This is a genomic window from Dyadobacter sp. AC419, from assembly GCF_979253085.1.
The window spans coordinates 398132-424121 of sequence record NZ_CEEDCD010000019.1 but is presented as its reverse complement, the minus strand read 5'-3'; the positions used below and the strand labels follow the sequence as shown (position 1 = coordinate 424121).

General features: G+C 47.4%; 23 protein-coding genes and 1 pseudogene. 6 read left to right on the top strand and 18 right to left on the bottom strand.

Going from position 1 to position 25990, the window contains the following annotated elements; genetic code table 11:
- The first annotated feature begins 81 nt into the window (after positions 1 to 81).
- The 4 genes and pseudogenes from AC0IYG_RS15355 to AC0IYG_RS15340 all read left to right on the top strand — a co-directional run bounded on the left by AC0IYG_RS15355 (position 82) and on the right by AC0IYG_RS15340 (position 6921).
- On the top strand, positions 82 to 3159 hold the full coding sequence (locus AC0IYG_RS15355; protein ID WP_471711943.1) for a SusC/RagA family TonB-linked outer membrane protein: 3078 nt from the start codon (positions 82 to 84) through the stop codon (positions 3157 to 3159).
- A 30-nt stretch (positions 3160 to 3189) separates the two neighbouring features.
- Positions 3190 to 4782, top strand: a complete 1593-nt coding sequence (locus tag AC0IYG_RS15350) for a RagB/SusD family nutrient uptake outer membrane protein (protein WP_471711942.1) — start codon at positions 3190 to 3192, stop codon at positions 4780 to 4782.
- Between the two features lies 1 nt (position 4783).
- A complete protein-coding gene (locus AC0IYG_RS15345) occupies positions 4784 to 6235 on the top strand; it encodes a sulfatase family protein (RefSeq protein ID WP_471711941.1) in 1452 nt (483 codons plus the stop codon).
- 126 nt (positions 6236 to 6361) lie between these two features.
- A pseudogene (locus AC0IYG_RS15340) lies at positions 6362 to 6921 on the top strand (sugar O-acetyltransferase).
- A gap of 42 nt (positions 6922 to 6963) precedes the next feature.
- Here AC0IYG_RS15340 and AC0IYG_RS15335 read toward each other — a convergent pair.
- Positions 6964 to 7653 (bottom strand): hypothetical protein, encoded by a 690-nt coding sequence (locus AC0IYG_RS15335; RefSeq protein WP_471711940.1) that lies wholly within the window; start codon positions 7651 to 7653, stop codon positions 6964 to 6966.
- Between the two features lie 195 nt (positions 7654 to 7848).
- Here AC0IYG_RS15335 and AC0IYG_RS15330 point away from each other — a divergent pair, with 195 nt between their 5' ends.
- Positions 7849 to 8277 (top strand): hypothetical protein, encoded by a 429-nt coding sequence (locus AC0IYG_RS15330; protein WP_471711939.1) that lies wholly within the window; start codon positions 7849 to 7851, stop codon positions 8275 to 8277.
- A 55-nt stretch (positions 8278 to 8332) separates the two neighbouring features.
- Here the strand turns inward: AC0IYG_RS15330 and AC0IYG_RS15325 are convergent, their stop codons facing one another.
- The 5 genes from AC0IYG_RS15325 to AC0IYG_RS15305 form a co-directional block, all read right to left on the bottom strand.
- Positions 8333 to 9481: a DUF4249 domain-containing protein gene (locus AC0IYG_RS15325; protein ID WP_471711938.1), complete on the bottom strand. Its 1149-nt coding sequence runs from the start codon at positions 9479 to 9481 to the stop codon at positions 8333 to 8335.
- Between the two features lie 27 nt (positions 9482 to 9508).
- Positions 9509 to 10267 carry an OmpA family protein gene (locus AC0IYG_RS15320; protein WP_471711937.1) on the bottom strand — a complete coding sequence of 253 codons (759 nt, stop codon included), beginning with the start codon at positions 10265 to 10267 and terminating at the stop codon, positions 9509 to 9511.
- A gap of 112 nt (positions 10268 to 10379) precedes the next feature.
- Complete coding sequence (locus AC0IYG_RS15315) at positions 10380 to 11279, bottom strand: histone deacetylase family protein (protein ID WP_471711936.1); 900 nt, start codon at positions 11277 to 11279, stop codon at positions 10380 to 10382.
- A 63-nt stretch (positions 11280 to 11342) separates the two neighbouring features.
- Positions 11343 to 12065: an SDR family oxidoreductase gene (locus AC0IYG_RS15310; protein WP_471711935.1), complete on the bottom strand. Its 723-nt coding sequence runs from the start codon at positions 12063 to 12065 to the stop codon at positions 11343 to 11345.
- Positions 12066 to 12139: 74 nt separating this feature from the next.
- Positions 12140 to 12487 (bottom strand): DUF1801 domain-containing protein, encoded by a 348-nt coding sequence (locus AC0IYG_RS15305; protein ID WP_471711934.1) that lies wholly within the window; start codon positions 12485 to 12487, stop codon positions 12140 to 12142.
- 62 nt (positions 12488 to 12549) lie between these two features.
- On the opposite strand from AC0IYG_RS15305, the gene AC0IYG_RS15300 reads away from it, so the two are divergent.
- Positions 12550 to 12951 (top strand): hypothetical protein, encoded by a 402-nt coding sequence (locus AC0IYG_RS15300; protein WP_471711933.1) that lies wholly within the window; start codon positions 12550 to 12552, stop codon positions 12949 to 12951.
- A gap of 129 nt (positions 12952 to 13080) precedes the next feature.
- On the opposite strand, the gene AC0IYG_RS15295 is transcribed toward AC0IYG_RS15300, so the two are convergent.
- From AC0IYG_RS15295 to AC0IYG_RS15240, 12 genes are all read right to left on the bottom strand, one after another.
- On the bottom strand, positions 13081 to 14529 hold the full coding sequence (locus AC0IYG_RS15295) for a SusD/RagB family nutrient-binding outer membrane lipoprotein (RefSeq protein ID WP_471711932.1): 1449 nt from the start codon (positions 14527 to 14529) through the stop codon (positions 13081 to 13083).
- 29 nt (positions 14530 to 14558) lie between these two features.
- Positions 14559 to 17777: a SusC/RagA family TonB-linked outer membrane protein gene (locus AC0IYG_RS15290; protein WP_471711931.1), complete on the bottom strand. Its 3219-nt coding sequence runs from the start codon at positions 17775 to 17777 to the stop codon at positions 14559 to 14561.
- A gap of 245 nt (positions 17778 to 18022) precedes the next feature.
- Positions 18023 to 19294, bottom strand: a complete 1272-nt coding sequence (locus AC0IYG_RS15285; protein WP_471711930.1) for a chloride channel protein — start codon at positions 19292 to 19294, stop codon at positions 18023 to 18025.
- A 69-nt stretch (positions 19295 to 19363) separates the two neighbouring features.
- Positions 19364 to 20209, bottom strand: coding sequence for a helix-turn-helix domain-containing protein (locus AC0IYG_RS15280; RefSeq protein WP_471711929.1), 846 nt, complete (start codon positions 20207 to 20209; stop codon positions 19364 to 19366).
- Positions 20185 to 21222, bottom strand: coding sequence for an SDR family NAD(P)-dependent oxidoreductase (locus AC0IYG_RS15275; protein WP_471711928.1), 1038 nt, complete (start codon positions 21220 to 21222; stop codon positions 20185 to 20187). The genes AC0IYG_RS15280 and AC0IYG_RS15275 overlap by 25 nt, the downstream gene beginning before the upstream one ends.
- A 90-nt stretch (positions 21223 to 21312) precedes the next feature.
- Positions 21313 to 22902, bottom strand: a complete 1590-nt coding sequence (locus tag AC0IYG_RS15270) for a PepSY-associated TM helix domain-containing protein (protein ID WP_471711927.1) — start codon at positions 22900 to 22902, stop codon at positions 21313 to 21315.
- 2 nt (positions 22903 to 22904) lie between these two features.
- On the bottom strand, positions 22905 to 23186 hold the full coding sequence (locus AC0IYG_RS15265) for a hypothetical protein (protein ID WP_471711926.1): 282 nt from the start codon (positions 23184 to 23186) through the stop codon (positions 22905 to 22907).
- On the bottom strand, positions 23176 to 23487 hold the full coding sequence (locus AC0IYG_RS15260) for a hypothetical protein (protein ID WP_471711925.1): 312 nt from the start codon (positions 23485 to 23487) through the stop codon (positions 23176 to 23178). The genes AC0IYG_RS15265 and AC0IYG_RS15260 overlap by 11 nt, the downstream gene beginning before the upstream one ends.
- A 65-nt stretch (positions 23488 to 23552) precedes the next feature.
- Positions 23553 to 24092 (bottom strand): TonB-dependent siderophore receptor, encoded by a 540-nt coding sequence (locus AC0IYG_RS15255; protein WP_471711924.1) that lies wholly within the window; start codon positions 24090 to 24092, stop codon positions 23553 to 23555.
- Entirely contained in the window at positions 24089 to 24850 is a 762-nt protein-coding gene (locus tag AC0IYG_RS15250) for a TonB-dependent receptor domain-containing protein (protein ID WP_471711923.1), read from the bottom strand. The genes AC0IYG_RS15255 and AC0IYG_RS15250 overlap by 4 nt, the downstream gene beginning before the upstream one ends.
- A 1-nt stretch (position 24851) precedes the next feature.
- On the bottom strand, positions 24852 to 25196 hold the full coding sequence (locus AC0IYG_RS15245) for a hypothetical protein (RefSeq protein WP_471711922.1): 345 nt from the start codon (positions 25194 to 25196) through the stop codon (positions 24852 to 24854).
- Positions 25177 to 25974, bottom strand: a complete 798-nt coding sequence (locus AC0IYG_RS15240; RefSeq protein WP_471711921.1) for a carboxypeptidase-like regulatory domain-containing protein — start codon at positions 25972 to 25974, stop codon at positions 25177 to 25179. Before AC0IYG_RS15240 ends, AC0IYG_RS15245 begins: the two co-directional genes overlap by 20 nt.
- Positions 25975 to 25990 lie beyond the last annotated feature (16 nt).

Sequence of the window (25990 nt, the reverse complement as noted above, 5' to 3'; positions counted from 1 at the left end):
TTTAATTTGCCTATCAAATTCATAGACTTTGTCGTCTAACTAAATTTGATGCATCCTATTTCATTTAATCCACGTTCCAAAATGCCAAGAAATTTATCAGAGTCTATCCCGAAATGGGTTTTCCTGTCCGCATTCATTTTTCTGAGCTTCCATGCGTTTGCTCAAAATGTTACAGTTACAGGAACAGTTACAGCCGCCACCGACAAAACCGGTGTGCCTGGCGTCAATATCGTCGTAAAAAACACAGTTACAGGCACATCAACCAATGCGGAAGGCAAATATGAATTGAGCGTTCCCGCTGATGCAATTCTTGTTTTCTCGGGCATCGGGTACGTAACTCAGGAATCACCATTGAACGGAAGAAGCGTCGTGGATATCCAGCTTGCCGCGGACACCAAACAGCTCGATGAGCTCGTGGTCGTTGGTTATGGAACCCAGAAACGCACCAGCCTGACCAATTCCATCTCGACCATATCCGGCGAAGATGTGGCGCGCAGGCCGGTTTCAAATGTGCAGCAATCATTTCAGGGACTAATGCCAGGGGTTGCCGTGAACGACCTCGGTGGATCTCCCGGCAAATCCAATGCAACGATCCGCGTGCGCGGGATCACGACTTTCAACATTAACGGCAGCAGCACAAGCGGCTACGACCTGGGCAAAAACGACGCATTGATCATTGTCGACGGCATTGAGCAGCAATTGAGCGACATTAACCCCGATGACATTGAATCTGTTTCCATACTAAAAGACGCGGCGTCAACGGCCATTTACGGTTCAAGGGCAACAAATGGTGTTGTTTTGATCACCACAAAAAGAGCAAAAGGCAGCAAAGTGCAGGTCGATTACCATGGTTATTATGCGCTTCAAAAGTCTAACAATGTCCCCAAAATGATGGGATTGGAGGCTTATATGCGTGAACAGGTTGCTGCTTACACCAATGCGGGTGCGGCAGTTCCCCCACGCTTCACCGAAGAGTCGATCCAGGCTTATGTTAATGCGACGGACCGTGAAAAATATCCTTTGCCTAACACGTGGTTTGAAACGCTGCTGCGGACTGCTCCCCAGCAAAATCACAGTCTTTCCATCGCAGGCGGAAGCGAGGCATTGCGGACGCGGCTGAGCGTTCGTTACCAGGATCAAAACGGCGTGATCAAGAATTTTGGCAACAAAATCGGTGAGTTCAGGCTGAATACGGATTACGATGTGAACAAGAAAATACGGATCAGTGCGGACATTAACTATCGCTATAACAGCACGGAAAGTCCAACCACGAATCCTGATGCACCGTTGAATAACTTCTTTCACGGCTCACTCTGGGCAGTTCCAAAATATCCGGATGGAACTTATGGTTTGAGCACCCAAGGAAACAATCCATTGATGTTTTTGGAGATCGGCGGGCAGTCCAGGCAGAAGACGGACTATGTTGCAGGTTTTGTAAAAGCAGATTTTGAACTGGCAGAAGGCCTGACTTTCTCAACCCAAATCGCGGGTCGCGGGCTCTTTACCCAACAAAAAAACTATACAAATTCTTACGTAAACACGGATAAGACTACAAACATTACCAAAACCATTGCCAATAACAGCCTCACGGAAGTGCGCAATAATCTGCGCGAATACACGATCAACAACCTGCTGACTTACGAAAAAAGCTTGGGGAGCCACAACCTGAAAGCATTAGTTGGCTACTCACAGATCGGCAACACGCAAACATTCCTGACGGCTTACCGCGAGCGTTTTTACAATAATGACATTGGCTCAATCGGTCAGGGCGCTAATGATGGAACGAAGACAAACAGTGGACGTGATGCAGTTTATGGTTTGCGGTCGTTTTTTGGCCGTGTGAATTATGATTATAATGGTAAATATCTGGCTGAGGTGAATGGTCGCTATGACGGGTCGTCCAAATTTACCGGTTCCAAACAATACAGCTTTTTCCCTTCATTCTCAGCAGGATGGCGCATTTCGAAGGAAGACTTCTGGCAGGGACTGGAAAGCGCCGTTAACGATTTAAAATTCAGAGGTTCGTGGGGAATCACCGGAAATCAGTCGGTGGATTTGTACAGTTATTATGCGGCGCTGACTGCCAATGGTTACAGCTTCGGCGGCTTGCCGGTGCAGGGTTATCGCCAGAACACATTGGCCAACACAAACCTGGGCTGGGAATCTACAACGCAGCTGGACATTGGTTTGGACGCATCGTTTTTACAAAAAAGACTGAACCTGACCGTTGATTATTACAATAAAGAAACAGACGACATTCTGCTTAACCTCGACATTCCGGCGACAATCGGCTTGACGGCGCCTCCGCAAAATGCCGGTTCAGTACAAAATAAGGGTTGGGAATTCAGCCTGAGTTACCGGGGAACGCCTTCAAGCGGCGGCTTCCGTTATAATGTTGGCGCGAACCTGAGCATCAACGAAAACAAAGTTACAGACCTCAAAGGAACCGGTCCTTATCTCACCGGCTCGGACATTGACCCGCGTTACATTATCAAAAAAGGCCTTCCTATCAACACACTTTGGGGTTATAAAACAGATGGCTTGTTCCAGACGCAGCAGGAAATCACAGAATACAAAGCAACTTATGCGGCCAACACCAAGCCGGGAGACGTCAAATATGTGGACCTGAATGGTGACGGGAAAATTGACGCAAACGACATGACTGCAATCGGTAACTCGTTCCCGAAATACACTTTCGGAGCCAATGCTGATTTTTCATTCAAAAACTTCGACCTGAACATTCTGTTCCAGGGAGCGGCAAAAGTGGATTCGCGGCTGGCAGGCGCATTGGCTGAAATGGGAAATCAGGAAGGTTTTACGCACGAGATTTACACCAACAATTACTGGACACCAGAAAATCCAAACGCCCGTTTCCCGCGCCCGGTCAAATATGATTTGCGTAATGTTGCCACTTCCGACCGCCTGGTCCTGAACGGCTCTTATCTGCGATTGAAAAATGTGCAGCTGGCCTACAATGTGCCTTCGACCGTTTCTGAAAAAATTCATTTGAGCAGGATCCGCGTGTATGTTTCCGCGACCAACGTCTTCACCATTTCAAAGCTGAACGAGTGGAACCTGGATCCGGAAGCGCCTTCCGGACGTGCCGTTTACTATCCGCAGACTGCACTTTACACGGCTGGCCTTAACCTGCAATTCTGATCATTCCAAAGCACTATTGACATTTAAATTATGAAAACGAATTCTTTAAAATATATTTTCCTGTCGCTGACCATCGCATCCGGTGCGCTGGTTTCCTGCGACAATGACCTCCTCGAAACCGTCCCGAACGACCGATTATCGGTTGATATGTTCTGGAAAACGGAGCAGGATGCCAAGCTGGCAGTGAACAGTCTTTACACGGATCTGGACAGCACCAACATCATTTCCTGGGATGCATTGACGGACATTGCGCACACAAATCAAAATTTTGACGTGCAGGCTTACGTGGAGCTGGGAACCTATGACGGAACAAGCTCGAAGATTTATAATGAGTGGAAAAGGGCTTATCGCGGCATTCGTTCGGCGTCTTATTTTCTGGACAATGTCGATAAAGTTGCTTCAACAAACACAGCGCTCATCAACCAGCTGAAAGGCGAGGCGAAAGTGCTGCGGGCTTATCAATACATTAAGCTGGCCGGTTTTTACGGCGATGTTCCACTCGTTACAACGGCGATTACGGTTGATGAAAGCAGGTCTTTGGTAAAAACACCTGTGGCCGAAATCTGGGATTTTATTGACAAAGAACTCAATGAAGCTGCGGCGCTGCTGCCTGCAACTTATCCGGCAACTGACGAAGGCCGGGTTACCCAGGGTGCGGCGTTGGGACTTGCCGCCCGGGCGAGCTTGTACGCGGGCCGTTATGCCAAAGCAGCCGAAGAAGCGGATAAAGTGATCAAATCCAGCAATTACGGATTGTATGAATCTTACGAAAAACTGTTCAGCTACGCGGCGGAAAACAACAAAGAGGTTCTGTTTGACAGACAGTTTATCAAAGACACTTACCCGATCAACGTTTTCGCACTTTTGGCACCTTACAGCCAGAAAAACAGCCAAAGCACTTATGTTCCGACCAAGGCGCTTGTGGACACTTACGAAACCCTCGAAGGCAAGCTTATCACCGATTCCGCCAGCGGTTATGATCCCGCGAAACCCTATGCAGACCGTGATCCGCGTTTAAAATTCTCTGTTTTTCTAGAAGGCGACGTGTTACCGAGCGGCATCGCATTCAAGCCGCAGCCCACGAGCGGCACGGCTGACGCAATCGGCAGCACTTACATTGCGTCGACAACGGGATTTAACATTAAGAAATACATTAGTGCAGATGACTTTGCGAACCCGGTAAACAGCGGACTGAACATTATTTTGCTTCGCTATGCCGAGGTTTTGCTTACTTATGCAGAAGCGAAAATTGAGCTGGGGCAAATTGATGCAAGTGTTTTGGCAGCGATTAATTTGGTCAGAAATGGCAGGACGGACGTAAAACAGCCATCGGTAAAAACGACTTCGGCCACCGAACTCCGTAACATTGTCCGTCGTGAAAGAACTGTTGAACTTGCGTTTGAAGGTCAGCGCTTATTTGACATCCGTCGTTGGAAAACGGCTGAAAAAGTGATCCCCGGACCGGTTTATGGCATTACTTACAAAGATGCGAGCGGTGCACTGAAAACGGCGGAAGTTGTGGCGGTAAATAAAACATTTGACGTGAGCCGTCACTATATTTGGCCGATTCCGCAAAAGGAAAGAGATCTGAACCCATCATTAACTCAAAACGCTGGCTGGTAACATGTTTTTTAGTAAAAAAATCAAGTTCATTGTTTTACCCGTTCTGGCTTTAAGTGTTGCTTCCATTATGGTCGCATTCATTCCAAAGCAAGCGGTCAAAAAGCCCAATGTTGTCCTGTTTTTTATAGACGATCTGGGTTACGGAGATTTATCGGTTACGGGAGCCTTGGGTTACAAAACGCCTAACATTGACAGGCTCGCTACGGAAGGAACGCGCTTCACCAATTTCATGGCGGCGCAGGCTGTGTGCAGTGCTTCACGTGCTGCATTACTGACGGGCTGCTATCCAAATCGCGTCGGTGTTTATGGCGCATTCGGCCCGAAACAGGGCTTAGGGCTCGCTCCGCAAGAAGAAACGATTGCGGAAGTGCTGAAATCGAATGGTTATGCAACCGGGATTTTCGGGAAGTGGCATTTGGGAAGCGATTCCATCTTTTTACCATTGAAACAAGGTTTTGACGAATATTATGGCGTCCCCTACTCGCATGATATGTGGCCGTTGCATCCGTGGCAGGAGAAGGCGCAATATCCGCCGCTTCATTGGATTGATGGAAATAAGCCTGCAAAGGAAATCAAAGACCTCAATGATGCTGCCGAGCTGACGCCGACTATTACGGAAAAGGCAGTTTCATTTATCAAGAGAAATAAAAAGAACCCATTTTTCCTGTATGTGCCGCATCCGATGCCGCACGTTCCGCTGGCGGCGAGCGCCAACTTCAAAGGCAAAAGCGAGCGCGGGATTTTCGGGGATGTGCTCACGGAATTGGACTGGTCGGTTGGGCAAATTATGAAGGAGCTCAAAGCGCAAGGCCTGGATGAAAACACGATTGTGATCTTCACCAGCGACAACGGACCGTGGCTGAATTACGGCGACCATGCCGGATCGTCAGGCGGTTTCCGCGAGGGAAAAGGAACATCCTATGAAGGCGGTCAGCGCGTGGCAGCCATGATCCGGTGGCCGGGCGTTGTGCCTGCGGGACGGATTTCAAACCGGCTGCTTTCCAACATTGACATTTTGCCAACATTGGCGAAGCTGACCGGAGCAACATTGCCTAAGCAAAAGATTGACGGCATTGAGTTTGTGGATCTGCTGAAAGGCGACGATTCTAAAAAACCGCGTGAAAATTTCCTTTATTATTATCGGAAAAATAGTCTGGAAGCAGTTCGTAAAGACGACTGGAAGCTCGTTTTTGCACATCCCGGCCGCACTTACGAAGGTCAGGTTCCGGGCAAAGACGGCCAGCCGGGCCCCGCTCCCGAAGATCATGCAATTCCATTGGCACTTTACAATCTGGAACGAGATCCGGGCGAACGCTATGATGTATATGCACAATATCCTGAAATCGTTGCGCAGTTGGAAAAGATCGCCGAATCCGCACGCGAAGATTTGGGTGATGATTTGCAAAAACGGGAAGGCAAGAACGTCCGGCCGCTTGGTAAATTGGTAAAATAACAGCCGATTTTACAGCATTTAATTTCCCCGCATCCCAGTCAATTCACGCTGGTGTGCGGGGAATTGTTTTTGTAATGAAAAAATAATGCATTAATTGTATCCATTCATCGCCTAAAATGCGACTTTATGAAAACGGAAAAGGAAAAAATGATTGCCGGGGAATTGTATAATGCGCTGGACGAAGAACTTTCTGCGGACCGGCTCAGAACACGGCTTCTGATCAAGGAATTAAACGATACGGCTGAGGACCAGGTTGAAGAACGCGGCAGGATTTTGAAAGCACTTATTCCAAATGCATTGGAAGGGCTCTGGCTGCAACCGCCGTTTTACTGCGATTATGGCTATAATATGAATGTGGGCGAAAGGGTGTTTTTCAACTTTAACTGCATTGTGCTGGATGTAGCACCGGTTACCATCGGCAGCCGGACGCTTTTCGGGCCCAATGTGCAGATTTACACCGCCACCCACCCCATCGATTTTAAAGAAAGAGCGTCAGGTCTGGAATATGCCAAACCCATCGTGATTGGTGAGGACGTCTGGGTCGGCGGAAGTGCAGTCATTTGTCCTGGCGTAACCGTTGGCGACCGCACCATAATCGGAGCCGGAAGCGTTGTTACTTAGAAGACATTCCGCAGGACGTTTTTGCAGCTGGCAATCCTTGCAGAGTGATCCGTCAACTGGCTTAAAAATAAAGTCGGGCGATTAGATTTTCGCCCGACTTAGCTATTTTATTCTGCTTCTTCTGCCTCTGTCAAATCGGCCTCAACATTGGCTGTAAATGCATCGGCATATTTGATCTCATCCAGCCAGTATGCAGAACTTACAATGTCGTAAGTCACTGAATTTTCAGTTTCTGCAACGGTCTTCAATTTCCACAAAATCGTTTTTGCCTCATCAAATTTCGCGCCCGCCAACTGATCTGAAAAAAGACGGTTAATGAGGCTCCGGTCTGAAATTCCGGCAGCCAGTATCCGCACGATAACAGCCTCTTTATTTTGTTCCAAAACAGAAAGATCACCCTGGATTTCCATCGTGAACTCAACGGCTTCCGTCCGCGGAAATTTGCCATTATAAGCGTCATGAAGCAATTGCGTGGCACGGAACAGATCGGGATGGAGTTCAAGCACAGGATATTCTTCCCAAAGCTTTTCGGTCTGAATTTCGTGTGACAGGTTTTCAATCTGACCCGCTGTAAGCCTTTCTGCAACGACATAGTCGAGCACAAGCTTGGCCGCTTCGTCGGGTTCAAAATCAGTCAGGGACATCATGCACATTTCCTTGATCTCGGCATCCTGAATGTCGCCCACATCTCCGTAATCCATGCTGTTAAGGAGGTTAATGTAGTCCGTTTTAGACCAGGATTCAGGCAATTCGCTGATTGCATTATATGACAAAATCTTTACTTGCAGTTCGCTCATGATTTTATTTAAAAGTAATTAGCCGCTTCCAATCCGGATCGCAGTCTCAGCATGCACTAGTAAAAGCATGCCACAATTTATCACAGCATCCAATCAATTCAAGTCACGGAAGCAACAGTCTGTGCGTGAAGCCATTTCACAACGGAGCCCGCCGCCATACATTTGAAGCGTCGAACATTAAAGATCCATTTAGCTATGAAAAACCTATTCAATCTCAAACATTTCGCGGCTTTGCTGCTGCTATGCATGTCCATTATTTCCTGCAAAGATGATAAGGAAGAGCCGGCGCCCGACCTGGCAACCAAAATTTCAGGAACCTACACATTTTCCGAACTGGAATTCGACGGTCAGACCGTCCCCGCCGATAAAAGCAATCTAAAAGGCGACATCCGGATCATCAGGAAAACCGAAAAAACCGTCGATGCCGAGCTCGACATCCGTTCAAAATCCACCGGCGACGACTTTATGGTCTACGACGTCAGCGACATTCAACTTTCAGAAGATGGCACAACGATTGATCTCATCTACGACAACGAAAGAGTAGCACAGATCAAAGGCAAAAAAATCATCATCAACGCAACCGACGACGACGGCACCGATTTCACGCTGACGGCTACGCGGTAGCGGTTTGATTGTTACAAAAACCTTGCATCACAATCGGGTGCAAGGTTTTTTGTTTTCACCAATAACCAGGCCGCTCCGTGTTTCCGCCCATGGTGCGGCAGTCTGTGCAGCCGACCGTTGCGGCTAAAACGGAGTCTGCGCGGATGCCCCAGTAGGTTAATAACAGGTTCGAGGTGTTCAATGCGCATGGTTCTCCGTTTCGGCCGCAGGCAAGCGGAAGCGTGTCCGGTTCTGTGCATCTGGGGAAAATTCCGAGTTTTGGCGTGATGGTTAAGCGCTTGGTTTGTTCCGTGGAAGCGCTGAAATAGCCGAACACAAGGTCTCGTGCATTGCCCGTGTTCTTAATGTTACCCGTGACCTGCGAGGGCTGTGGGTCAAAAAGGCTTCCGGTTCCCTGCGTTGTTTTGGCAAGATCTGTCCAGTATTCGAAAGCCTGCCGCGAAAGCCCGTATTGCTTAACAAGCATGCTGTATTTGATGAAAAATTTGTTCGTCGCGATCGGAACCGTGTTCAGCGGAAGATTTTTGATAATATCCTCGCTCAGCCTCACCGTGCTTCCCAGCAATATGCTTCCCGATTTCTTTCGGCCCCAGCATTTGTTAATGTTATCTTTTCGAAGCACAACTTCATTATCAACGACTTCCAAAGCAGAGAAATAAGTCGCGTCGTATTCCCAGGTTTCGTCAAATTTCCAGCGGTAAAACTGCGTGCTGTTTTTATCGTCATGCGTGTTCACATAGAACACCACGGCATTTTGTAAAAGATCGATCTTGTACGTGAGGCTGTCAATGGCCGGCGTGCGGCTTACCGTAACAAATTCCGACAGATATTCCTGACCGTCCTGAGTTGCGATCCTTATCCGGTATTTCCCCGCCATATCAAATGCCCGCGGAGGCAAAACGTACAGTCCGTCGTTCGATTCTGTAAATGGGAATATTTCACCTGCTTCCGCCTCGACACTTAGAGCTGCGCCGGTTTCAATGACCGGAGTCGTGTTCTGATTAACATTCTGGGTGCGCCTCAATTCAAACCGGCTCGTGTCCGTTCCGCCCGCATTGAAGAAACCATCAACGACCAGATAATTTTCATCCGAATTGGTTTCCGGCGGCGAAAAAGGCTCGATACAACCGTGTAAAAACAGCAAAGGCGCTATCAGAACCAGAATCACCGTCGCTAATTGACTATAAAGTTTTACATTTTTCATGCTGTGTAAATAAACCCGCTATTAACCTCAGAAAGCAGGCACCATTCGAATCATCACCCTCCTGTTGAACCGCCGGTTTCGCTCGCTGTCATTCGGGGCAACTGGTCTGGTGCTGCCAAAAGCCTTGCTTTTAATTCTGTCCGGCGCAATGTTGTTACTAACCAAATGTTCCTTTACAACATCGGCTCGGTCCCACGAAAGCATCATGTTTTTGTCCGGATCGCCTAAATTATCCGTATGGCCTCCCAGCTCGATCTGCAAATTTTCATTGGTGTTCAAAAAATCTACGACACGTTCCAATTCCCGCCGCGATCTGTCCGACATATCCGTATCACTTTGTTTGAAATAAAGCACCGACGTGATGTCTTCCCGCAAGATCGATTTGGGTGTTCCTGCATCGCGCATAGTTTTGGCCGTCGCCGCAGAATCACTTTTACTAACCGTTTTTGGAGTCAGATAAAAGACCTCCGTGCCATTTATCTCATTGGCAAGAAGTGACTCGTTCAGCATTTCATAACCCGGGGCATAAATCGAAAATGTGCACGTGTCGGTCAGCGGAAGCCTGTATTTGTAAACGTGATCTTCATAAATCGGCGCAATCTGCCTGCCCGGCCCCTGACTTGCAACCAGGATCTTGGCGTCAATGGGCTGGAATGTTTCCTTATCGAGCACACGCAGCGTTACGCGGGATGTTGAAAAATACTGATGTGTTTTGATTGCCTCCTGACAAAGCCCGGGTAGGCAGTTGATCAATGTAAAAATGACGGCGCAGACGAAAGTTTTCATAGCATGCCATGTTATGTTCTGACCATAAAACGCTTGCAATCATAAAGATTAACAGCATATGAAAGTTACTGCTAATTGATTTATTTAAATAATAAATGATGTGATTTTGACGCTAGAAAACCTGCCGGGCGACTTTGTAAGTGTTGGCATGCGCATCCAGAATTGTCCTTAGTTGCGGTGAATAACCGCCTCCCATGCTGCATTGAACGGGAATGTTGTGCTTAGCCGCGAGCCGCAACACCATTTCGTCACGCTGGCGGCAACCTTGAATGGTGCAAGACATCCGGCCCAGTTTGTCCGTTTGCAAAATATCGACACCGGCCTGGTAAAATATAAAATCGGGCTGCACTTTTTCAATCAGTCCCGGCAGCACGTCGTGCAATATGCGCAGGTAAGTGGCATCATCCGTCCAATCTTCGAGCGGCACATCCAGGTCGCTTTGCTCTTTTCTGAAAGGATAATTGTTTTTGGCATGAACGGAAAAGGTGAATACGCTGGGCTTGTTAGCGAAAATATCGGCCGTCCCGTTTCCCTGATGCACATCCAGATCAACAATGAGCACTTTTTTCGCTTTGTTATGATCAAGCAGATATTGCGCACCAACGGCCTGGTCATTAATGATGCAAAACCCTTCGCCGAAACTTCTTCCTGCATGATGCGTCCCGCCTGCAATGTTGAATGCAATGCCCGTTTCAAAAGCATGAAGCGCACCGATAATTGTTCCGTTCGTAATCCGCCGCTCGCGTTCGGCCAGCAGAGGCGTTTGTTCAAAACCAATCCGCCGCATTTCCTGCTTGCTCAACTTTCCTTCGACGATCCGGTCGGCATAACCCCGATCATGCACGGCATAAACGGCCTGCATATCAACCACTTCCGGACTGAAAAAGTCTGAGGGCTCCGCAACGCCTTCGCGCAACAGCTGCTGAGGCAACAGCTCATATTTATCCATCGGAAACCGATGCCCGGCCGGCACCGGATATTTGTAAATCGGATCAAAAGCGATTGGAAACATGCGAAAAAAAATGGCATTAGCAACACGCAGATCGAAAACCGAACATTGCTAATGCCATGACGATCAAGGGTTAAGCCGTGAAAATATAGGTTTGAGCACATCCTTTCCTGCGTTGTTCAGCGCTTCTGTAAAACCAAATGTCAACGAAGTTTTCCCTTCTTTGAGCTGGTTAAATATCGCGTCCGTGAACTCGCTAACCGGTGGAGCATGGTCGTGCAAGCCCTTTCCACCAAGATCTGTGTTCAATGCTGGCGGGATAATTTCAATTACTTCTATATTTTTCTCTTTTAACAAATGTCGAAGCGAAATTGTAAAAGAGTGGAAAAATGCCTTTGTTGCGGAGTAAACAGGGACTTTTGTGAAGGGAACATATGACAACCCGGAAGTCACATTCATGACCGTATCCAATGATTGCAGTTTCAGGAAAAGAGAAGTCAGGTGCAAAGGCGCCTCAATGTTAGTCTTGATTTCGAGCTTCGCTTTTTCGTAAAAATCCGTATCCGACAGCGACATCCAGTTCTGAATTCCAGCGTTATTGACCAAAACATTCAGGTCGCTATGTTCCTGCGCGATCCAGTTATACAATTCAATTCTTCCTTCTTCCGAGTTGAGGTCACATTGCCGTGTAATCAATCCCGGGATTTTTTGCGCAGCTTCTTGCAATGCTGATTCGCGACGGCCGCAAATGATGACCGTATTTTGTTCCTTAACGAACCGCTCCGCCATAGCAAAACCAATCCCGCTCGCCCCACCCGTTATCAGAATCTTATTATTTGTGGTCTTCATAATGATCTCTTATTGTTGATGAAAAATGTCTGTTAAGTTTATTAAAAGCTCAAAAAATGTGCTTTCTGATATAATTATAAAATCCCGATTGCCGCTTCCATAATTTCTTTTATCAATTCCACAGGCAAATCCTGTTCCGGGTCGAGCTTTAAGATTTTCATCCTTGACCGCTTCTCTGACACCAACGCGGGATGTGCAATGCGATTTCCGTCCACAATGCCCAGATAGGGCAAATTGGTCTTCTTTTCTGTCCAAATGTAACAGAATCGCTTGCCGTTATGCAGATAAAACGGCATTGCATAACTCCAAACTTCGGTAATGTGGGCCCGTTCATGCAGCAAAAAATGTCTCAGCGACATCAGATAACTGCGCAGTGGCTCGGGTTTGTTGTAAAAGTACTCATCGATTGCTCTGAGCTTCATGCAGGTCGTCTGGTATGGCGCAAATTTATTCGTTTAACTTTACAGAAACATGATTCAATTGCATGATCCTGAAAAATAAAAAATTCATATTTCTGATCCTGATCCTGGCGACGCTCGGGTTCATCATTTACGATTCTACGTCACAGCCAACGGTCGACGATCTGAAAGGAAATTTTAAAGAAACGGCCGTTTACAGAAATGCAAATAACACCGGTCCGATCGTCCGGATTTACGCGGTTTCGGTGGAAGGACAGTTTTGGGACGAAATGAAAAAATACGGTGACCTGATGCCTTATACGAAATACGGAAGCACAACGGTTTACTTTTTCGATGCGTCAAAGCCGACACCCAATGCCATCGGCGCAACGGAACCGCACTTTGATCCTAAGTTCAATGTCAGCCGCATGGCCGTTTACAAAAAAGACCAGAACGGAGCCGTTTCTTTCCAAAAGTCAACCTTATAAACACAAAAAACAGGCAAGTGATACACCTGCCTGTTAGTGCACTAACATAACAAATCTACTCAATTATGAGTGTGGTTTGCTGAATGGCATTGCTGCACATTCAGCATAATTTCTGTATTCACAAAAGCATCAGGGCTTGTCCCACCAGACCCTCGTATACTGATCGTCAGCACCTTGTGACGCTACGACAGCCTTGTAATTTTCCTGGTTCAATGTGTTTTCAGTCACCGGGTAAGCCAGTCTTCTTGGAATGGCCGTGCCTCCGTTCAAGGTGCTGGCGGCTGGCTTCAACACCGGATAACCCGTCCTTCTCCACTCGGACCACGCTTCCGTTCCCTGAAAATAAAGCGCGATCCAACGTTGCGTCCCGATCTTTTCAAGCGCAGTTGCTTCTGTATAAGCCACTTCCGGCTTGGCGATGAAGGCTTTGAAAGCTGCATCGGTAAAGCTTGCGCCCATCCACTGCTGCAATGACGCCTGAACGGCTGCTTCGTAAAGCGTTTTTGCATTGCCCGTTGTCCAGCCTAACTTGGCAGCTTCTGCCTGTGCAAAAAGGATCTGAGCATAAGTCATTACATTCACCGCTGAATTTTGCTGCGAGAGAATCGTGCCGATTAAGGACACGTCCTGCGCTTTCGTTCCGCCGATCGCGTAAGGCACGCCTACATAATCACCCGTAATGTTCTTGGCTGCCAAGAAAGGCAATCTCGGGTCAGCCGTTTTTTTCAAATAATTGATAAAAACATCGCTTACTGCATAATCCTTGCGGTTACCAACCGTGTAGTTGTTGTAAACCGGATTTTCATTGGCCGATTCTGACAAATATTTATACTGCACATTATCCGCCGCCGACGTGAACACACCGTCTGCCAATGCGGCTGCAAACTCCTGCTTGCCCAGGTCGGGTTTCACTTTTGAAAGGCGCAATGCTGCGATCATCCTCAATGAATTGGCAAACTTCTTCCACTTATCAGCATTTCCGGACATAAGAAAGTCGCCTTGAATGGCCGCTCCACCATCAAACTGCGCAGACGCCTCTTTCCACTCCTTGAACAGATCGGTGTAAATCGCTTCCTGTTTGTCAAATGCAGGCGTAAAGTCGCCATCCCCTTTCAGCGCTTCCGTGTAGGGAACATCGCCCCATCTGTCCGTGATCCATTGATAAAAATAGGCTTTCAGGATCCTGGCAGTGGCAATCTGATTGTTGTTGGAGCCGAATGCAGCTGCGCTCACCTTGCTTTCTTCGTTGGTGTTGAGCTCGATAATGTGCTGCAAATTCGCCAGCGGACCGGCATACCATCCGTTATAGCTGAAATTGATCGTCTTATATCTGGAATCTTCAATGTAGGTGACATCTCCGAATTGCTGCACATACATCGCTGGCACAATGTTGGCCGCGCCCGGTCCTACCTGCGAATTGATCGTCCCCACATTCCTCAAAACGCCTGTAAGCAAACCCGCCGTGCTTGGCAGGGATGGGCTGTTGGGGTTAACATTAATGTTGTCAAAATCACTGCAGCCGACCAGCAATGCGGCTAGCATGGCAGTTACGACTGGTTTTTGCCAATATTTTCTCATGATTGATGTTTTTAAATGTTGATTAAAGACTAGAAGCCCAATTTGAGGTTAACGCCGATCGAGCGCACCGGAGGCAGCTGTCCGCCTTCGAACCACAAGGTTTCCGTTTCAGAAATGTCAATTCCGCCGTCAATGGCGCTGTAAATCAGCAGCAGGTTACGTCCGATCACCGAAACGCTCGCGGTTTTCACGTATTTGCCCAGCAAACGGTTTGGAATTTTGTAGCCCAGAGAAAGCTCGCGCAGCTTCACGTAAGTCTTGTCGTAAATCCAATTTTCGTTCAATCCGAAAAGCCAGTTTTCGTAAAGGTTTTGCGCGTCAACCCGATAGGTGTTTGGCTGGCCGTCTTCTGTAACGGCATCGAGTAATACACCGCCGCCCGCATCCGGAGCATCGCGTTTTGGCTTTCCAAGCTCATTGTTACCAGCCGTTTCAGCAGCCAGTCCCGAGTAAGCATTGAACATTCTGGTTACGGAGAAGAATTTGCCTCCTACCACGAAGTCTGTGCTGGCTTGGAGATTGAAGCCTTTGTATTGGAATGAATTCACAAATCCGCCTTTAAACTTGGGAAGCACATTGCCGAGATTGACATTGTTTTCTTTCACATAAAGTCCGGCAGTTCCCGCTTCAATATTCTCGGGAGTCGGTGCGTAAACGACCTTGTTTCCGTTTGCATCTTTCTTAATGCCAACGCCTTCCAGCATTCCCCACTTCTCTCCTACGCGCGCATTCAATGTTAAAGCTCTCCATTGCGGTCCGTCCAGTTGATAGTTGCGGCTTTGCTCGGTCAGCTCAACCACTTTGGATTGGTTGCGGTCCGCATTGAAATCCAGGTCCCAGGAAAAGTCATCCGTCTTGATTGGTGTTGCCGAAATGTGCAGCTCCAAACCTGTGGTGGTGATCAAACCTGCATTTACGACTGCATTGTTATAACCACTCGTCGATGCAACGGCAAGCGGGATGATCTGGTTGCTGTTGTTGTTTTTGTAAGCAGTAAATTCCAGTCCGATCCGGTTCCTGAAAAATCTCAGGTCAATTCCGCCTTCATAGGAAGACGACATTCCTGGTTTCAAGGCCGAATTAGGCAATGTTCCGGGTAACGACATGGATGGGTTGCTTCCATAATTGGTGCCAACGCCGTAAGTCAGCGCAGTTTGGTAAGGACCCAGATCGGTTCCAACCTGTGCATAGCCGCCACGCAGCTTTCCGAAGGAGAACACGGTGCTGCTTGGCAGGAATTCGGAGAATATCAAACTTGCTGAAACCGATGGATACAAATAGGAATTATTCGATTCAGGCAATGTGGACGACCAGTCATTGCGCAATGATCCTTCCACGAAAATGAAGTCGTTATAACCCAGACTGACGTTACCAAAAACACTTCTTACTTTTCTTTCAAACAAATAATTGGCAGCAATCGGCCGGTCTTTTGAAGCGCCGATGTTGTAATAACCCGGCGTTGTCAAACCACCCACAGTTGCCTGCAATGTGCCTTCTGTGCGGTTGTAGCGCAAGTTTCCACCTGCATTTACCAAAACAGAAACTTTCCCGAAAGCTTTGTCAAAACTCACTAAACCTTCGAAGTTATTTTCCAGATTCACACCTGTCAGATAGGAATAAGCACCCAATCCGCCTGCATTAAGTGTCCCGGCTGCAATCTGACCGCTTTGCACATAAGTCCCGTAATCGCGGCGGAATTTTCCAGTTGCCTTTAAATAATCGGTAACATTATAAGTCAGGCCGACGTCACCGAATATGCGTTGCAAGCGGCTGACATTCGTGTTTTCATAAACCTGTGTGTATGGACTATCCCAATATTTCGGCTTCGGATCCAACGGACCGCCAATGTTCCAGCTGCGGAATGTGCCATCAGGGTTTTTGTAATTTTTAAGATCATCAATGCTCAACTGGCGCTGAAACCACTGATTAAATGAGCCTATCGTCTGGTTGTAACCGTTCAATGTGGCATTTCCTACGCCAAATAAGGAAGTTCCCGGGCCGGTTCCGCCGCTTGAACCATAGCGGTCGGCGGGCGTATTCAGTGTTTTGGTTCCGGTGTAATTTACATTCAGGTCGGCTACCAGATGTTTTGCAAAAGTGATGGAATTGCGCGCGCTCACATAATCGCGCACTTGCTTGCTGTTCGGGATGATGCCATTGTTGGTAATGTGTGTATACGAAATCCTTGAAGCGTAACCTTCTCCCGCTTTTGAGAACGCAATGTTAGAGTTGTGGCTGATCGGCTTTTCAAAGAAATCGCGCACGTTGTTTGGATTTGCGCTGTAAGGCGTTTCTTTTCCGAAAGCCTCACCCTGCTGCCAGGAAGCGGCTGAGCGGTGCAGGGAATTGTCGATTTTTGGCCCCCAGCTTTCATCCGCTGAGTAATCCAGGATTTTCTGCCCGTCGAATGTTGACCAGGTTGCCGGATGAATTGCCGGGTTGAATTTGAAAGTATCCCATTCCTGCGAATAACCGCCACCATATTCATTCTGATATTTTGGAAGGAGGGAAATCTGATCGAATGTCGAGCTGTGGTTCAGCGTAAGCGAAGTTTCACCCGATTTGGCACGCTTCGTTGTCACCACGATAACCCCCGCAGAAGCGCGGTTTCCATAGAGTGCGGTTGCGGATGGTCCTTTAAGAACGGTCAGTGACTCAACGTCGTCCATATTCACCATGCTGATGTCAGTAGGCGTTCCATCGACAACATATAAAGGATCACTTCCGGTAAGCGAATTAATGCCGCGAATTCGGATGCTCGGCGCACCGAATTTAGCAGCCGATTGCCCTAAAACCTGCACCCCGGCGATTTTTCCTGCCAATGCATTTCCAATGTTCGGGTCACGCGCCAGGGTCAGTTTGTCCGCACTGATTTCCTGCACAGAATAGCCTAATGCCTTCTTTTCACGGTTGATACCAAGGGAAGTGACCACAAATTCCTGCAATTCAGTGGCATCGTTAACGAGTGTAATGTTGATGACACTTTCATTGCCAACCGTAACCTCTTTGCTCAAAAAGCCAATAAAACTGTACACCAGCGTGCTTCCCGCATCGGCTGTGATTTTGTAGTTGCCCTGGCCGTCCGTTGTGGTGCCGCGGTTGGTTCCTTTGATGGAAATGTTGACGCCAGGCAAAAACGAGCCGTCATCAAGGGTGGTAACTGTGCCGGTCACCTCGCGGCTCTGAGCAATGGCCTGACTACAAAGCAGTAGCAGCCCTCCCAGCAGGAGAAGTAGATCTTTTTTCATCAATAGTTGGTTTGGTATAATATGTTGCGTAAAAATATATATTGTTTTGACAACTACAACACAAATCAACTATTTAACAGAACAATTACTCAAAATTGTAATTTCTACTAAAATATTCTTTTATCGGAAGACTATTTTTCAAAATAATATCCAAGTGGTTACATATGACTTTTTGCAGGGCATAATAAATCCCACCCGTGAACGGATGGGATTAGATGCAGAAATCGACATCTGCCAAGAGAGAATCACTTCAGTGTCTTCGCGGGCTTGTAAGTGTAAACTGAATAGGGAAAGATGGAATGTGCCACGGCCATGGAAATCAGGCTGGCGATGGCGATCGGAATGAATAGCACATAATTGTCGGCGATGGCGCAAACCAGGAATATGGATGTCAGCGGCGCGTGAATGCTGGCGCTCAGCACGGCGGCCATTCCAATGACAATGAAGTTCAAAGGAATCAATCCGAGCCCGAAAAAGTGGTTCAGCGTAACGCAAACGATTAACCCCAAAAAAGCTCCGATGAACAGGCTCGGCGCAAAAACGCCGCCATCTCCACCGGCTCCCAATGTTACAGAAGTAATCAAAGGTTTCAGTAAAAGCACCATGAGCAACGGCAGCATAACCGCCATCACCGGAAGCGGTTCCGACGCAGCAATGGCCTTAATGCCCGCATAACCTTCACCATACAGGCTCGGGAATGTGAATATCATGATGGAAATCGCCAGCGCGCCACCAATGATCTTCACATATTCGTTAGAAAATGACTGGAAAAGCTTCTTGAAAAATAGCACGCTTTTGGTCAGATAAACTGCATTGAAACCTGCTATAATGCCCAGCAAAGCCATATAAGGCAATGCGCTGGTGTTCCAGCGAACAATGTCAAAATGGAAAATCTGCTTGTAAAAGAAAAAGTGCGTTAATAAATAGGAAGTCAGCACCGCCGTGATGACCGACAATGTATGCAGCTTGCTCTTACGCTTTGTAAAAACCTCGAATGCGAACAGAAATCCGGCAATGGGAGCATTGAAAAGCGCAGTAACCCCGGCTGCCAGACCAGCGCAGACGAGATCCGTTTTGTATTTCTGTAAAAATCCCGCTTTCCTGCTCGATAATGCACCAATCGCCGCCGTAGAAACGACCGTCGAAACTTCAATGCCCGTCGAACCGCCGAAGATGACCGTCAGGAAACCATTCAGATAATGTGACGGAATTTTGTAAGCAGGAAGCGAATTTGATTTTTTGTTAACCGTGTCTAAAACCTCCTTAATGCCTTTGTTGGCCTTGTTTTTAAACAAAAACCGGCGGAACAAATGAATGAGTGACAAGCCGATCAGCGGAAGCACAAAAATGAGATATTGACGGTGATGCAGCTGTTCAATGAACTGCTCCTCATAATGTTCCGTAATGACTTTGAGCGTATCGGCCAGCAATGCGGATAAAACGCCTGTAAACCCGGCAGCAGCGATCACGCTGCTCACCCTCCTGATTTTTAAAATTTTGTAAGCTGTAAGTTTCATGCTATAAATTCAACGCAATTTTGGCGGGAATTGTCCGGCGCGGGTCATTATTTTACCAAATTTCTTACATCAAACTGCCTTTCTCAGCTCAAAATCTTTCGTGAAACCGTTAACCGACAGCTGCGTGGGCGTTACGCCATACTTCCTTTTGAATGCGAAAGAAAAGTGTGAAAGATCTTCAAAACCCACTTCCAAATACACTTCCGTGGGCTTTCTTTGTTTCGCTACCAAATGATAATGAGCCAGTTCCAGCCGCTTTTCGGTCAGCCACTTTTGCGGGGTTGTGTTAAAGTTCTTTTTGAAATCCCGGTTGAATGTCGACAAGCTGCGACCCGTCAGGTAACTCAGCTTGTCGAGCGGCATATTGAACATGAAATTGCGCTCCATAAAGCTGATCAGGTCGACTTTTCCCGGCTCGTCGAAGTTGGCAAGGACGCTGTCCACGCTTTTATCGATTTCTCTCAGGATCGTGATCGCCTCCGCTATTTTGAGTGAGGCAATGCTTTCGGGCAGTTCGCCGCGCATATCAAAATAAGGAATCAACGAAGCCAGACAGCTTTCCAGCAGGGGATGATTTGAAAAACTGAATATTTTCTGTTCCGTAACGAGCGGCTTTTTAACTTCTATTTTGTCATAAAACCGCTTCAACCTTTCCATCGACAAATGCATGACAACCGTTTTGTGCGGCACTCCGTTTTTGGGATAATTGACAATGGTAGCGAGCTGGTTTCTCGGAATCAGGAACGTATCTCCCGTTTTGAAAAAATAGGTCGCATCGGATTGAATGATCTTCGTTTCGCCCGAAATGAACCAGATCAGCATGTGATCGTCAAACATCAGGTCCGACTTGAAAAGCTTGTCGTCGTAGCTGGAAAGCTTGATTTCTTTGGTCAAATATGCTGAAATGTGTTCCATAGGGGCGCTCCGAATGTGATGCCGGTCATTTGCTCGCTCAATTTCCACAATTTTCTCGCACTTGCCGCATCCAGCGAATAGGCTTTTACACCACGCTGATTTTCAAAACCGCCGTCTTCCGTCACTTCCGGACTGAGGACTGCAACATCCGCATCCTCGCAATAAACTCCGCCGATATCTTTCAGCATTGGGCTCGTTGCGCACCAGACGGTTGTGGCTGCGCCTTGCGGAATGGTTTTGAGCGATGCGGCCACTTCTGGCAGCATATTGCCATCAGCATCCACAAAACCCATTTGCTGAAATAATTCCAAAGGCGCTTCCCTGCCTAGCTCCGTGCCATTGATCGATCCCGGATGCAATGCATATGCCCTGATGTTGAAGTCTTTACCGACGTGATCCAGTTCCAGCGAAAACAAGTTACTCGCCGTTTTCGACTGTCCATAGGCATGTAATGTCTCGTATTCGCGATGCAAAAAATTGGGGTCTTCAAAGTTGAAAGGCGCCATTTGGTGACCAAGTGAAGAAACATTAACGACACGTGCGCCATTCGCTTGCTTGAGCGCAGGCCAGAGCCTTGCTGTGAGGTGATATTGGCCTAAATAATTGGTAGCCAGTTGCGATTCAATGCCGCGACTGTCCCGGCGCAGCGGCACCCACATAATGCCCGCATTGTTGATCAGCAGATGAAGCGGACGGCCGGATGCCAGAAATTGCCCTGCAAATGCATCAATTGACTCCGGTTGCATGAAGTCGATGGTCGCCAGCTCTACATTTGGAATGCCTTCGAGATTTTTGCGAGCCTTTTCCACGTCCCTGGCCGGAACGATCACCGTTGCCCCGGCTGCTGCCAGAACCCGCGTCGTTTCCAGGCCAATGCCCGCATTGCCGCCGGTTACAATTGCGATTTTGCCTGTGAGGTCGATGCCTTTGATCACCTCACTTGCAGTTGAACCTGCATTGAATCCTGAACCTAATGGCTGCTGCAATACGCCTTGATAATTACTTTGTCCCATTGTCTTTTTGTTTAAAAGTGATAGGACAAAATTACCTGGTCAGGCACCAGCGCATTGTGTTCAAACTGTCAATTTACTGTGTTCAGAATGTCATGAAACCGCAATGGTTTGGTCAAAAACTTCGGCTTCAACACGCCTAGGAGCTTTCATCGCCGCTGAAATGGCTAGCGAACCAAGTCCCGTGAAAAGCCAGAATAAATCCGTTACGGCCACGTAGTAGTTACCACTAGATAATGCAGTCGAAATCCAGTCGCCCGTTGCAAAACCATTAATTGCAGGCACAAGCAATGACATTAACCCACCTGACACCAGATAAAACCATGTCATTCGAGCTTCGGTTTTGAAGAAAATTCCAGCAATGGTGAGCAGAAGCCAGGACACAAAAAACGCTGTTCTGACATTAAAAACGTGGCTTTCCGTGCCGGGTAATGCCAGTTCCGCGCCGAATAAAATCGCCGTTGCAGGGAAAAGCGAGAGACAAATGGCGAGATAAACCATTGTAACGCGGTGATGAAAGCGTTTCTGCTTATCGGTGTAGTTCTTCTTGTTGCGCGCTTCTTTCCATAACAACACGCCGCTGATGATCACGAAGCACGAAAACAAGGCGAGTACGAAATACATGACCTTCAATGCAAGCCCGCCGAATGTGGCAAAATGCAGTCTGGAAATGCCGAATAGCACGCGCTGGGCGTAACCTTTGTCGTCGGGAAGTAAGTTGAGCAGTTCTTTTCCATCCTTCAATCTTACCGCCACCGACCCTTCGCCGGCAAAAGTTTTATTGTTTTCTAATGAAGCTGAAACAATGCTGTCTTCCCGGTTATAATGCTTGATTTGAATGTAATGCAGGTCGAGCTCCGGATTTTGTTTTTCCAGCTTATCGAGAATGCTGGTTACTTTTAGATTTTTGTCCGTAACCGGCGCAGCTTCGCTCACATCCATAAATCTTTCCGGAACAATGGCTTTAAAAGCCTTTTCCTGATCACCGCCGTAAAAAACCATCACGACCGGCAACAGCACCAAAAACGACAGCATATAATAAGCGCCGGTTATGGCATACATCAGCTGGAAAGGCAGACCAAGTAATCCGAAAACAGTGTGAGAATTGGTCCAGATATTCTTTAATGAGCCTTTTAACGAAAATCCATGAAACTTGCTGAGCATATTTTGCCAGTGGATCATCACGCCTGTCACGACTGCAAATGCGAAAAACAAGGCGACAAAACCGGAAAGATAACGGCCGATCAAAGGGATTTGATCAAAGAAATGGAGCCGGTATAATGTTTCGCCTACCGTGGATTTTTCGTCTTTGCTAAACTCGCCCGTTGCCGGCAGATAACTCGTGTAATAATGTTCCTCAGGCTTGCCTTTTGGCACAATCAAATGCCCGTAAATATTGACCAATGGCCGCTCTTTTGACTCGGTGACAATGGTAATGTCTTCCGAAAGGTCAAATCGTGGCGTTGCCTTTTTCAGATCTTGTAAAATCTGGTCATAATCGACCGTTTTTGAAAATTCAGCCCGTGCAGCCGGGTTTTCCCATTGGTAAAATTCACTTTTAAAGATCGTGAATGCGCCCGCGAAGAAGATCACGTACAACGCAAAACTGATCACAATGCCGGAAACGGTGTGTGTATTAAATGTAATGTTGTAAAGCCGGGGATTCAGTCCTTTCAGTTTCATGATCATTTAAGGAAAAACACGATGGACGCACAAATGAGAATGGAAAGCAGATAAACACCCCAGGCAACCCAGCCGTTTCGAATTAAAAATGCAACGACCATCAGCGCAACCCAAAGCAAAAACACCGAAAAAGCACCCGTTAAAATCACTTCCATGCGATACGGAAGCACCACGCTAAGCACCAAATGAATGGCGACAGAAAGGAAATATCCGCCCAGTAAGCCAGCCGAAATTTTGAGCGCCCGCTGTCCAGGCGTGGTCAGATATTCTTGTTTAGCTGGCATAAGATAGCAGGTCAAAAATGAGCAGAACATGCACAGCCGCAATCATTCCGTAGAAATAAGCCTTCCCCAAAACCGCAAACAACTGAACCATTCCCATCGCCAATGTGCAGGCCGTAATCGCCATTAAAAAACCGCTAACAACGCCATCGGATTGAATGAAAAGCACTGTTCCGGCAATGGTAAGCGCCAGCCCAAGCCAGGTTTGACCGGTGAAGTTGAGCTTAAAAATGGAGTGCGGGAAGTATTTTGATTTGGAATAATACAAATACATTCCGGCGAAGATGAGGTAAAATGCAGTCATGGGTGCTGAATTTTAATCGTCACCCTCAGCAAACCGAGCTGCTAAGGGTGACGACAACATTGTTCTTAGAAAGAATAAGTAATATTCGCCAGCAATGCGCGCGGCATTTGCGGGGCGATCGTAGACCAGCCTTTGTAATATTCCTTGTTGAATGCGTTGTTCAGCTTCAAACCAATGCGATAATTTTCAGCCTGGTAAAAAAGCGATGCATTTGCAACTGTGTAAGCGGGAAGCATGAAGCTGCCTGTTGATGCGTAATTAATGGCGAAACGTTCGCTTGCCCCATTGAAACCGGCGCCGATTCCGAATCCTTTCAGCTTTCCGCCTGCCACTTCGTAGTTCGCCCACGCATTATACGTGTGTTTCGAGCCTGCGTCGAGCGGTCGTCTGTCGAGGATTTCGGCGTTGTCTGATTTGGTGGTTTTGCTGTCGTTGTTGCTGTATCCTCCGCGAATGTTGAGGCCGGGAGCCGGGTTTGCATTAAGTTCTATTTCAAAGCCTTTGCTATAAATTTCGCCGCCCTGGATTTTGTTGAATGGCGATGCCGGATCGGTGATGACCTGGTCTTTTACGCGGATATCGTAATAGCTGATCGTTGCATTCAAACGGTTTTTGATGAATTGGTTTTGATACCAAATTCAATCTGATTTGCCTGCTCAGGTCTGAAAGTCTTGATCGTTTGCGGACCGTCTTCCGGGTTGCCCACAAGTGCCGGCGCTACGTTCGTAAAGCCATTCTGGAAATTGGCAAAAACAGAAACTTTGTCTGCAACCGGCTGATAGAGAATCCCGAATTTCGGAGACAATGTCGTTTGGTTATAATCGTCCTGCGAAGTCGTAATGTCGCCAACATTGTCAAAATGATCCAGACGAAGGCCGACCATGACTGACAATGTGTTTGTCAAATTCAACACATCGGAAGCATAAGCGCTGTAAATGTTGAATTTTGACTTGGAATTGGACACGGGTTGAGTTGCCAAAACGGCGTCAACCGCTGCCGTCGAAAGTGGGTAAACCGTCTTTTCGATCGCTGGCGTAAATGGACTGTCGCCGCTCACACCGCCCTGAGGCGTCACATTGCCATAAAATGCATAACCCGTTCCATTGCTGGTAGCAGTGGCTGTAAAATAATCAAGACCAATCACTACACGGTTACGCAACGATCCCAACCTGAAATCGCCAATGAAGTTTTGCTGAATGTCGGAAGTTCCTGTGTATTCATTTTGTTTGTTCAAAAAGCGGGAATACACATTGTCGCCTAAGATGCCGTAGTCAAACAAATACGAATAATATCCTTTTGTTGAAGTCGCACTTTTCGAGATCAGCGTCTGCGATTCCCAGGCGTCCGACAGTTTATAATCCATTTCAACGCGGTAATTCTGCGTCGGGTTTTGCAGCGTCAGATCGTTGCTGGTGAAGGAAAAGCTTGTTGTTGTAATTCAGCTGATCCATGTTTCTGGCTGCTGTTGGCGCGCTTCTGTTCAGGAACAGGAACATTGGGTTGGTCTGCTCAGCCTGTGTGATTTCTCCGTAAAATGAGAATGACAGCCTGTTATTAACCTTGTAAGAAAGTGACGGCGCTACGAAAAACGATTTCCTAAAACCTGCATCCTGAAAGCTGCGTTCCGTTGCATAGGACGTGTTTAGTCTAAAATAAAGGTTCTTTTCTTTGTTTAAAGCTGTGTTGAAATCACCCGTAATCTGATTCAAACCGTACGATCCGGTTGTGAACGAAGAGCTCGCCGCCCGTTCCTACGTAAGGCTTTTTGGTAACGACATTAATCAAACCACCATAAGAACTTACTGCATTTCCAAACAATGTTGCAGAAGGTCCTTTGAGCACTTCAATGCGTTCAATGTTAGCTGGGTTAATGGTTCCGTTCGTTAATCCAGGCAGACCATTTACCAATTTAGGCTGCACGGCAAATCCGCGAAGTGAGAAGTAACCCGCGCCATCGCCGCCGCGGCCGGTTGAAGTCCAGAGATTTTCAACGCCGGTTGCATTTTTCAATGCGTCATCGAAGTTGGTGACGATCTGAGATTTCAATAAATAGTTGGTAATGGTGCTGTAAACCTGCGTATTCTCGAAATCACGCAACGGTAACTTGGAAACGTAAGCCGTTTTGCTGCGCGAAAATGCGTTCTCACGCTCGCCGGAAACAACCACTTCCCGCAGGATCTCGTCACCCGCATACAAGGTGATCGTTTGCAGATCAACCTCGTTTTGGGCAACAGTAACACGAATTTCCCGGGTTTTGAAACCGATGGAAGAAACCGACAGCACGTAATCGCCGTCGTTGATATTGGCTAATTCAAAATATCCTGAATCATTAGTCTGGGTGCCGTTTTGGGTGCCTTTGATCACCACGCTAACACCGGGAACGCCTTCTTTTGCGTTGTCCGTAACAGTGCCTTTGATCTTGCCCGACTGCGCAAAACCCTGACTTGATAAGAGGAGGAAAATGGAAATAGATAGAAGAAGTTTCATTTAAGCTTATTTAGAC

Bases quoted from the DNA above. Each gene is read 5' to 3' on its own strand.
- AC0IYG_RS15325 (WP_471711938.1), bottom strand. From the start codon at position 9,481: ATGAAAAATGTAAAACTTTATAGTCAATTAGCGACGGTGATTCTGGTT.
- AC0IYG_RS15270 (WP_471711927.1), bottom strand. From the start codon at position 22,902: ATGAAACTGAAAGGACTGAATCCCCGGCTTTACAACATTACATTTAAT.
- AC0IYG_RS15250 (WP_471711923.1), bottom strand. From the start codon at position 24,850: ATGGATTATAAACTGTCGGACGCCTGGGAATCGCAGACGCTGATCTCG.
- AC0IYG_RS15295 (WP_471711932.1), bottom strand. From the start codon at position 14,529: ATGAGAAAATATTGGCAAAAACCAGTCGTAACTGCCATGCTAGCCGCA.
- AC0IYG_RS15290 (WP_471711931.1), bottom strand. From the start codon at position 17,777: ATGAAAAAAGATCTACTTCTCCTGCTGGGAGGGCTGCTACTGCTTTGT.
- AC0IYG_RS15265 (WP_471711926.1), bottom strand. From the start codon at position 23,186: ATGCCAGCTAAACAAGAATATCTGACCACGCCTGGACAGCGGGCGCTC.
- AC0IYG_RS15310 (WP_471711935.1), bottom strand. From the start codon at position 12,065: ATGAAGACCACAAATAATAAGATTCTGATAACGGGTGGGGCGAGCGGG.
- AC0IYG_RS15240 (WP_471711921.1), bottom strand. From the start codon at position 25,974: ATGAAACTTCTTCTATCTATTTCCATTTTCCTCCTCTTATCAAGTCAG.
- AC0IYG_RS15320 (WP_471711937.1), bottom strand. From the start codon at position 10,267: ATGAAAACTTTCGTCTGCGCCGTCATTTTTACATTGATCAACTGCCTA.
- AC0IYG_RS15285 (WP_471711930.1), bottom strand. From the start codon at position 19,294: ATGAAACTTACAGCTTACAAAATTTTAAAAATCAGGAGGGTGAGCAGC.
- AC0IYG_RS15355 (WP_471711943.1), top strand. From the start codon at position 82: ATGCCAAGAAATTTATCAGAGTCTATCCCGAAATGGGTTTTCCTGTCC.
- AC0IYG_RS15330 (WP_471711939.1), top strand. From the start codon at position 7,849: ATGAAAAACCTATTCAATCTCAAACATTTCGCGGCTTTGCTGCTGCTA.
- AC0IYG_RS15275 (WP_471711928.1), bottom strand. From the start codon at position 21,222: ATGGGACAAAGTAATTATCAAGGCGTATTGCAGCAGCCATTAGGTTCA.
- AC0IYG_RS15260 (WP_471711925.1), bottom strand. From the start codon at position 23,487: ATGACTGCATTTTACCTCATCTTCGCCGGAATGTATTTGTATTATTCC.
- AC0IYG_RS15280 (WP_471711929.1), bottom strand. From the start codon at position 20,209: ATGGAACACATTTCAGCATATTTGACCAAAGAAATCAAGCTTTCCAGC.
- AC0IYG_RS15315 (WP_471711936.1), bottom strand. From the start codon at position 11,279: ATGTTTCCAATCGCTTTTGATCCGATTTACAAATATCCGGTGCCGGCC.
- AC0IYG_RS15345 (WP_471711941.1), top strand. From the start codon at position 4,784: ATGTTTTTTAGTAAAAAAATCAAGTTCATTGTTTTACCCGTTCTGGCT.
- AC0IYG_RS15335 (WP_471711940.1), bottom strand. From the start codon at position 7,653: ATGAGCGAACTGCAAGTAAAGATTTTGTCATATAATGCAATCAGCGAA.
- AC0IYG_RS15300 (WP_471711933.1), top strand. From the start codon at position 12,550: ATGATCCTGAAAAATAAAAAATTCATATTTCTGATCCTGATCCTGGCG.
- AC0IYG_RS15305 (WP_471711934.1), bottom strand. From the start codon at position 12,487: ATGAAGCTCAGAGCAATCGATGAGTACTTTTACAACAAACCCGAGCCA.
- AC0IYG_RS15350 (WP_471711942.1), top strand. From the start codon at position 3,190: ATGAAAACGAATTCTTTAAAATATATTTTCCTGTCGCTGACCATCGCA.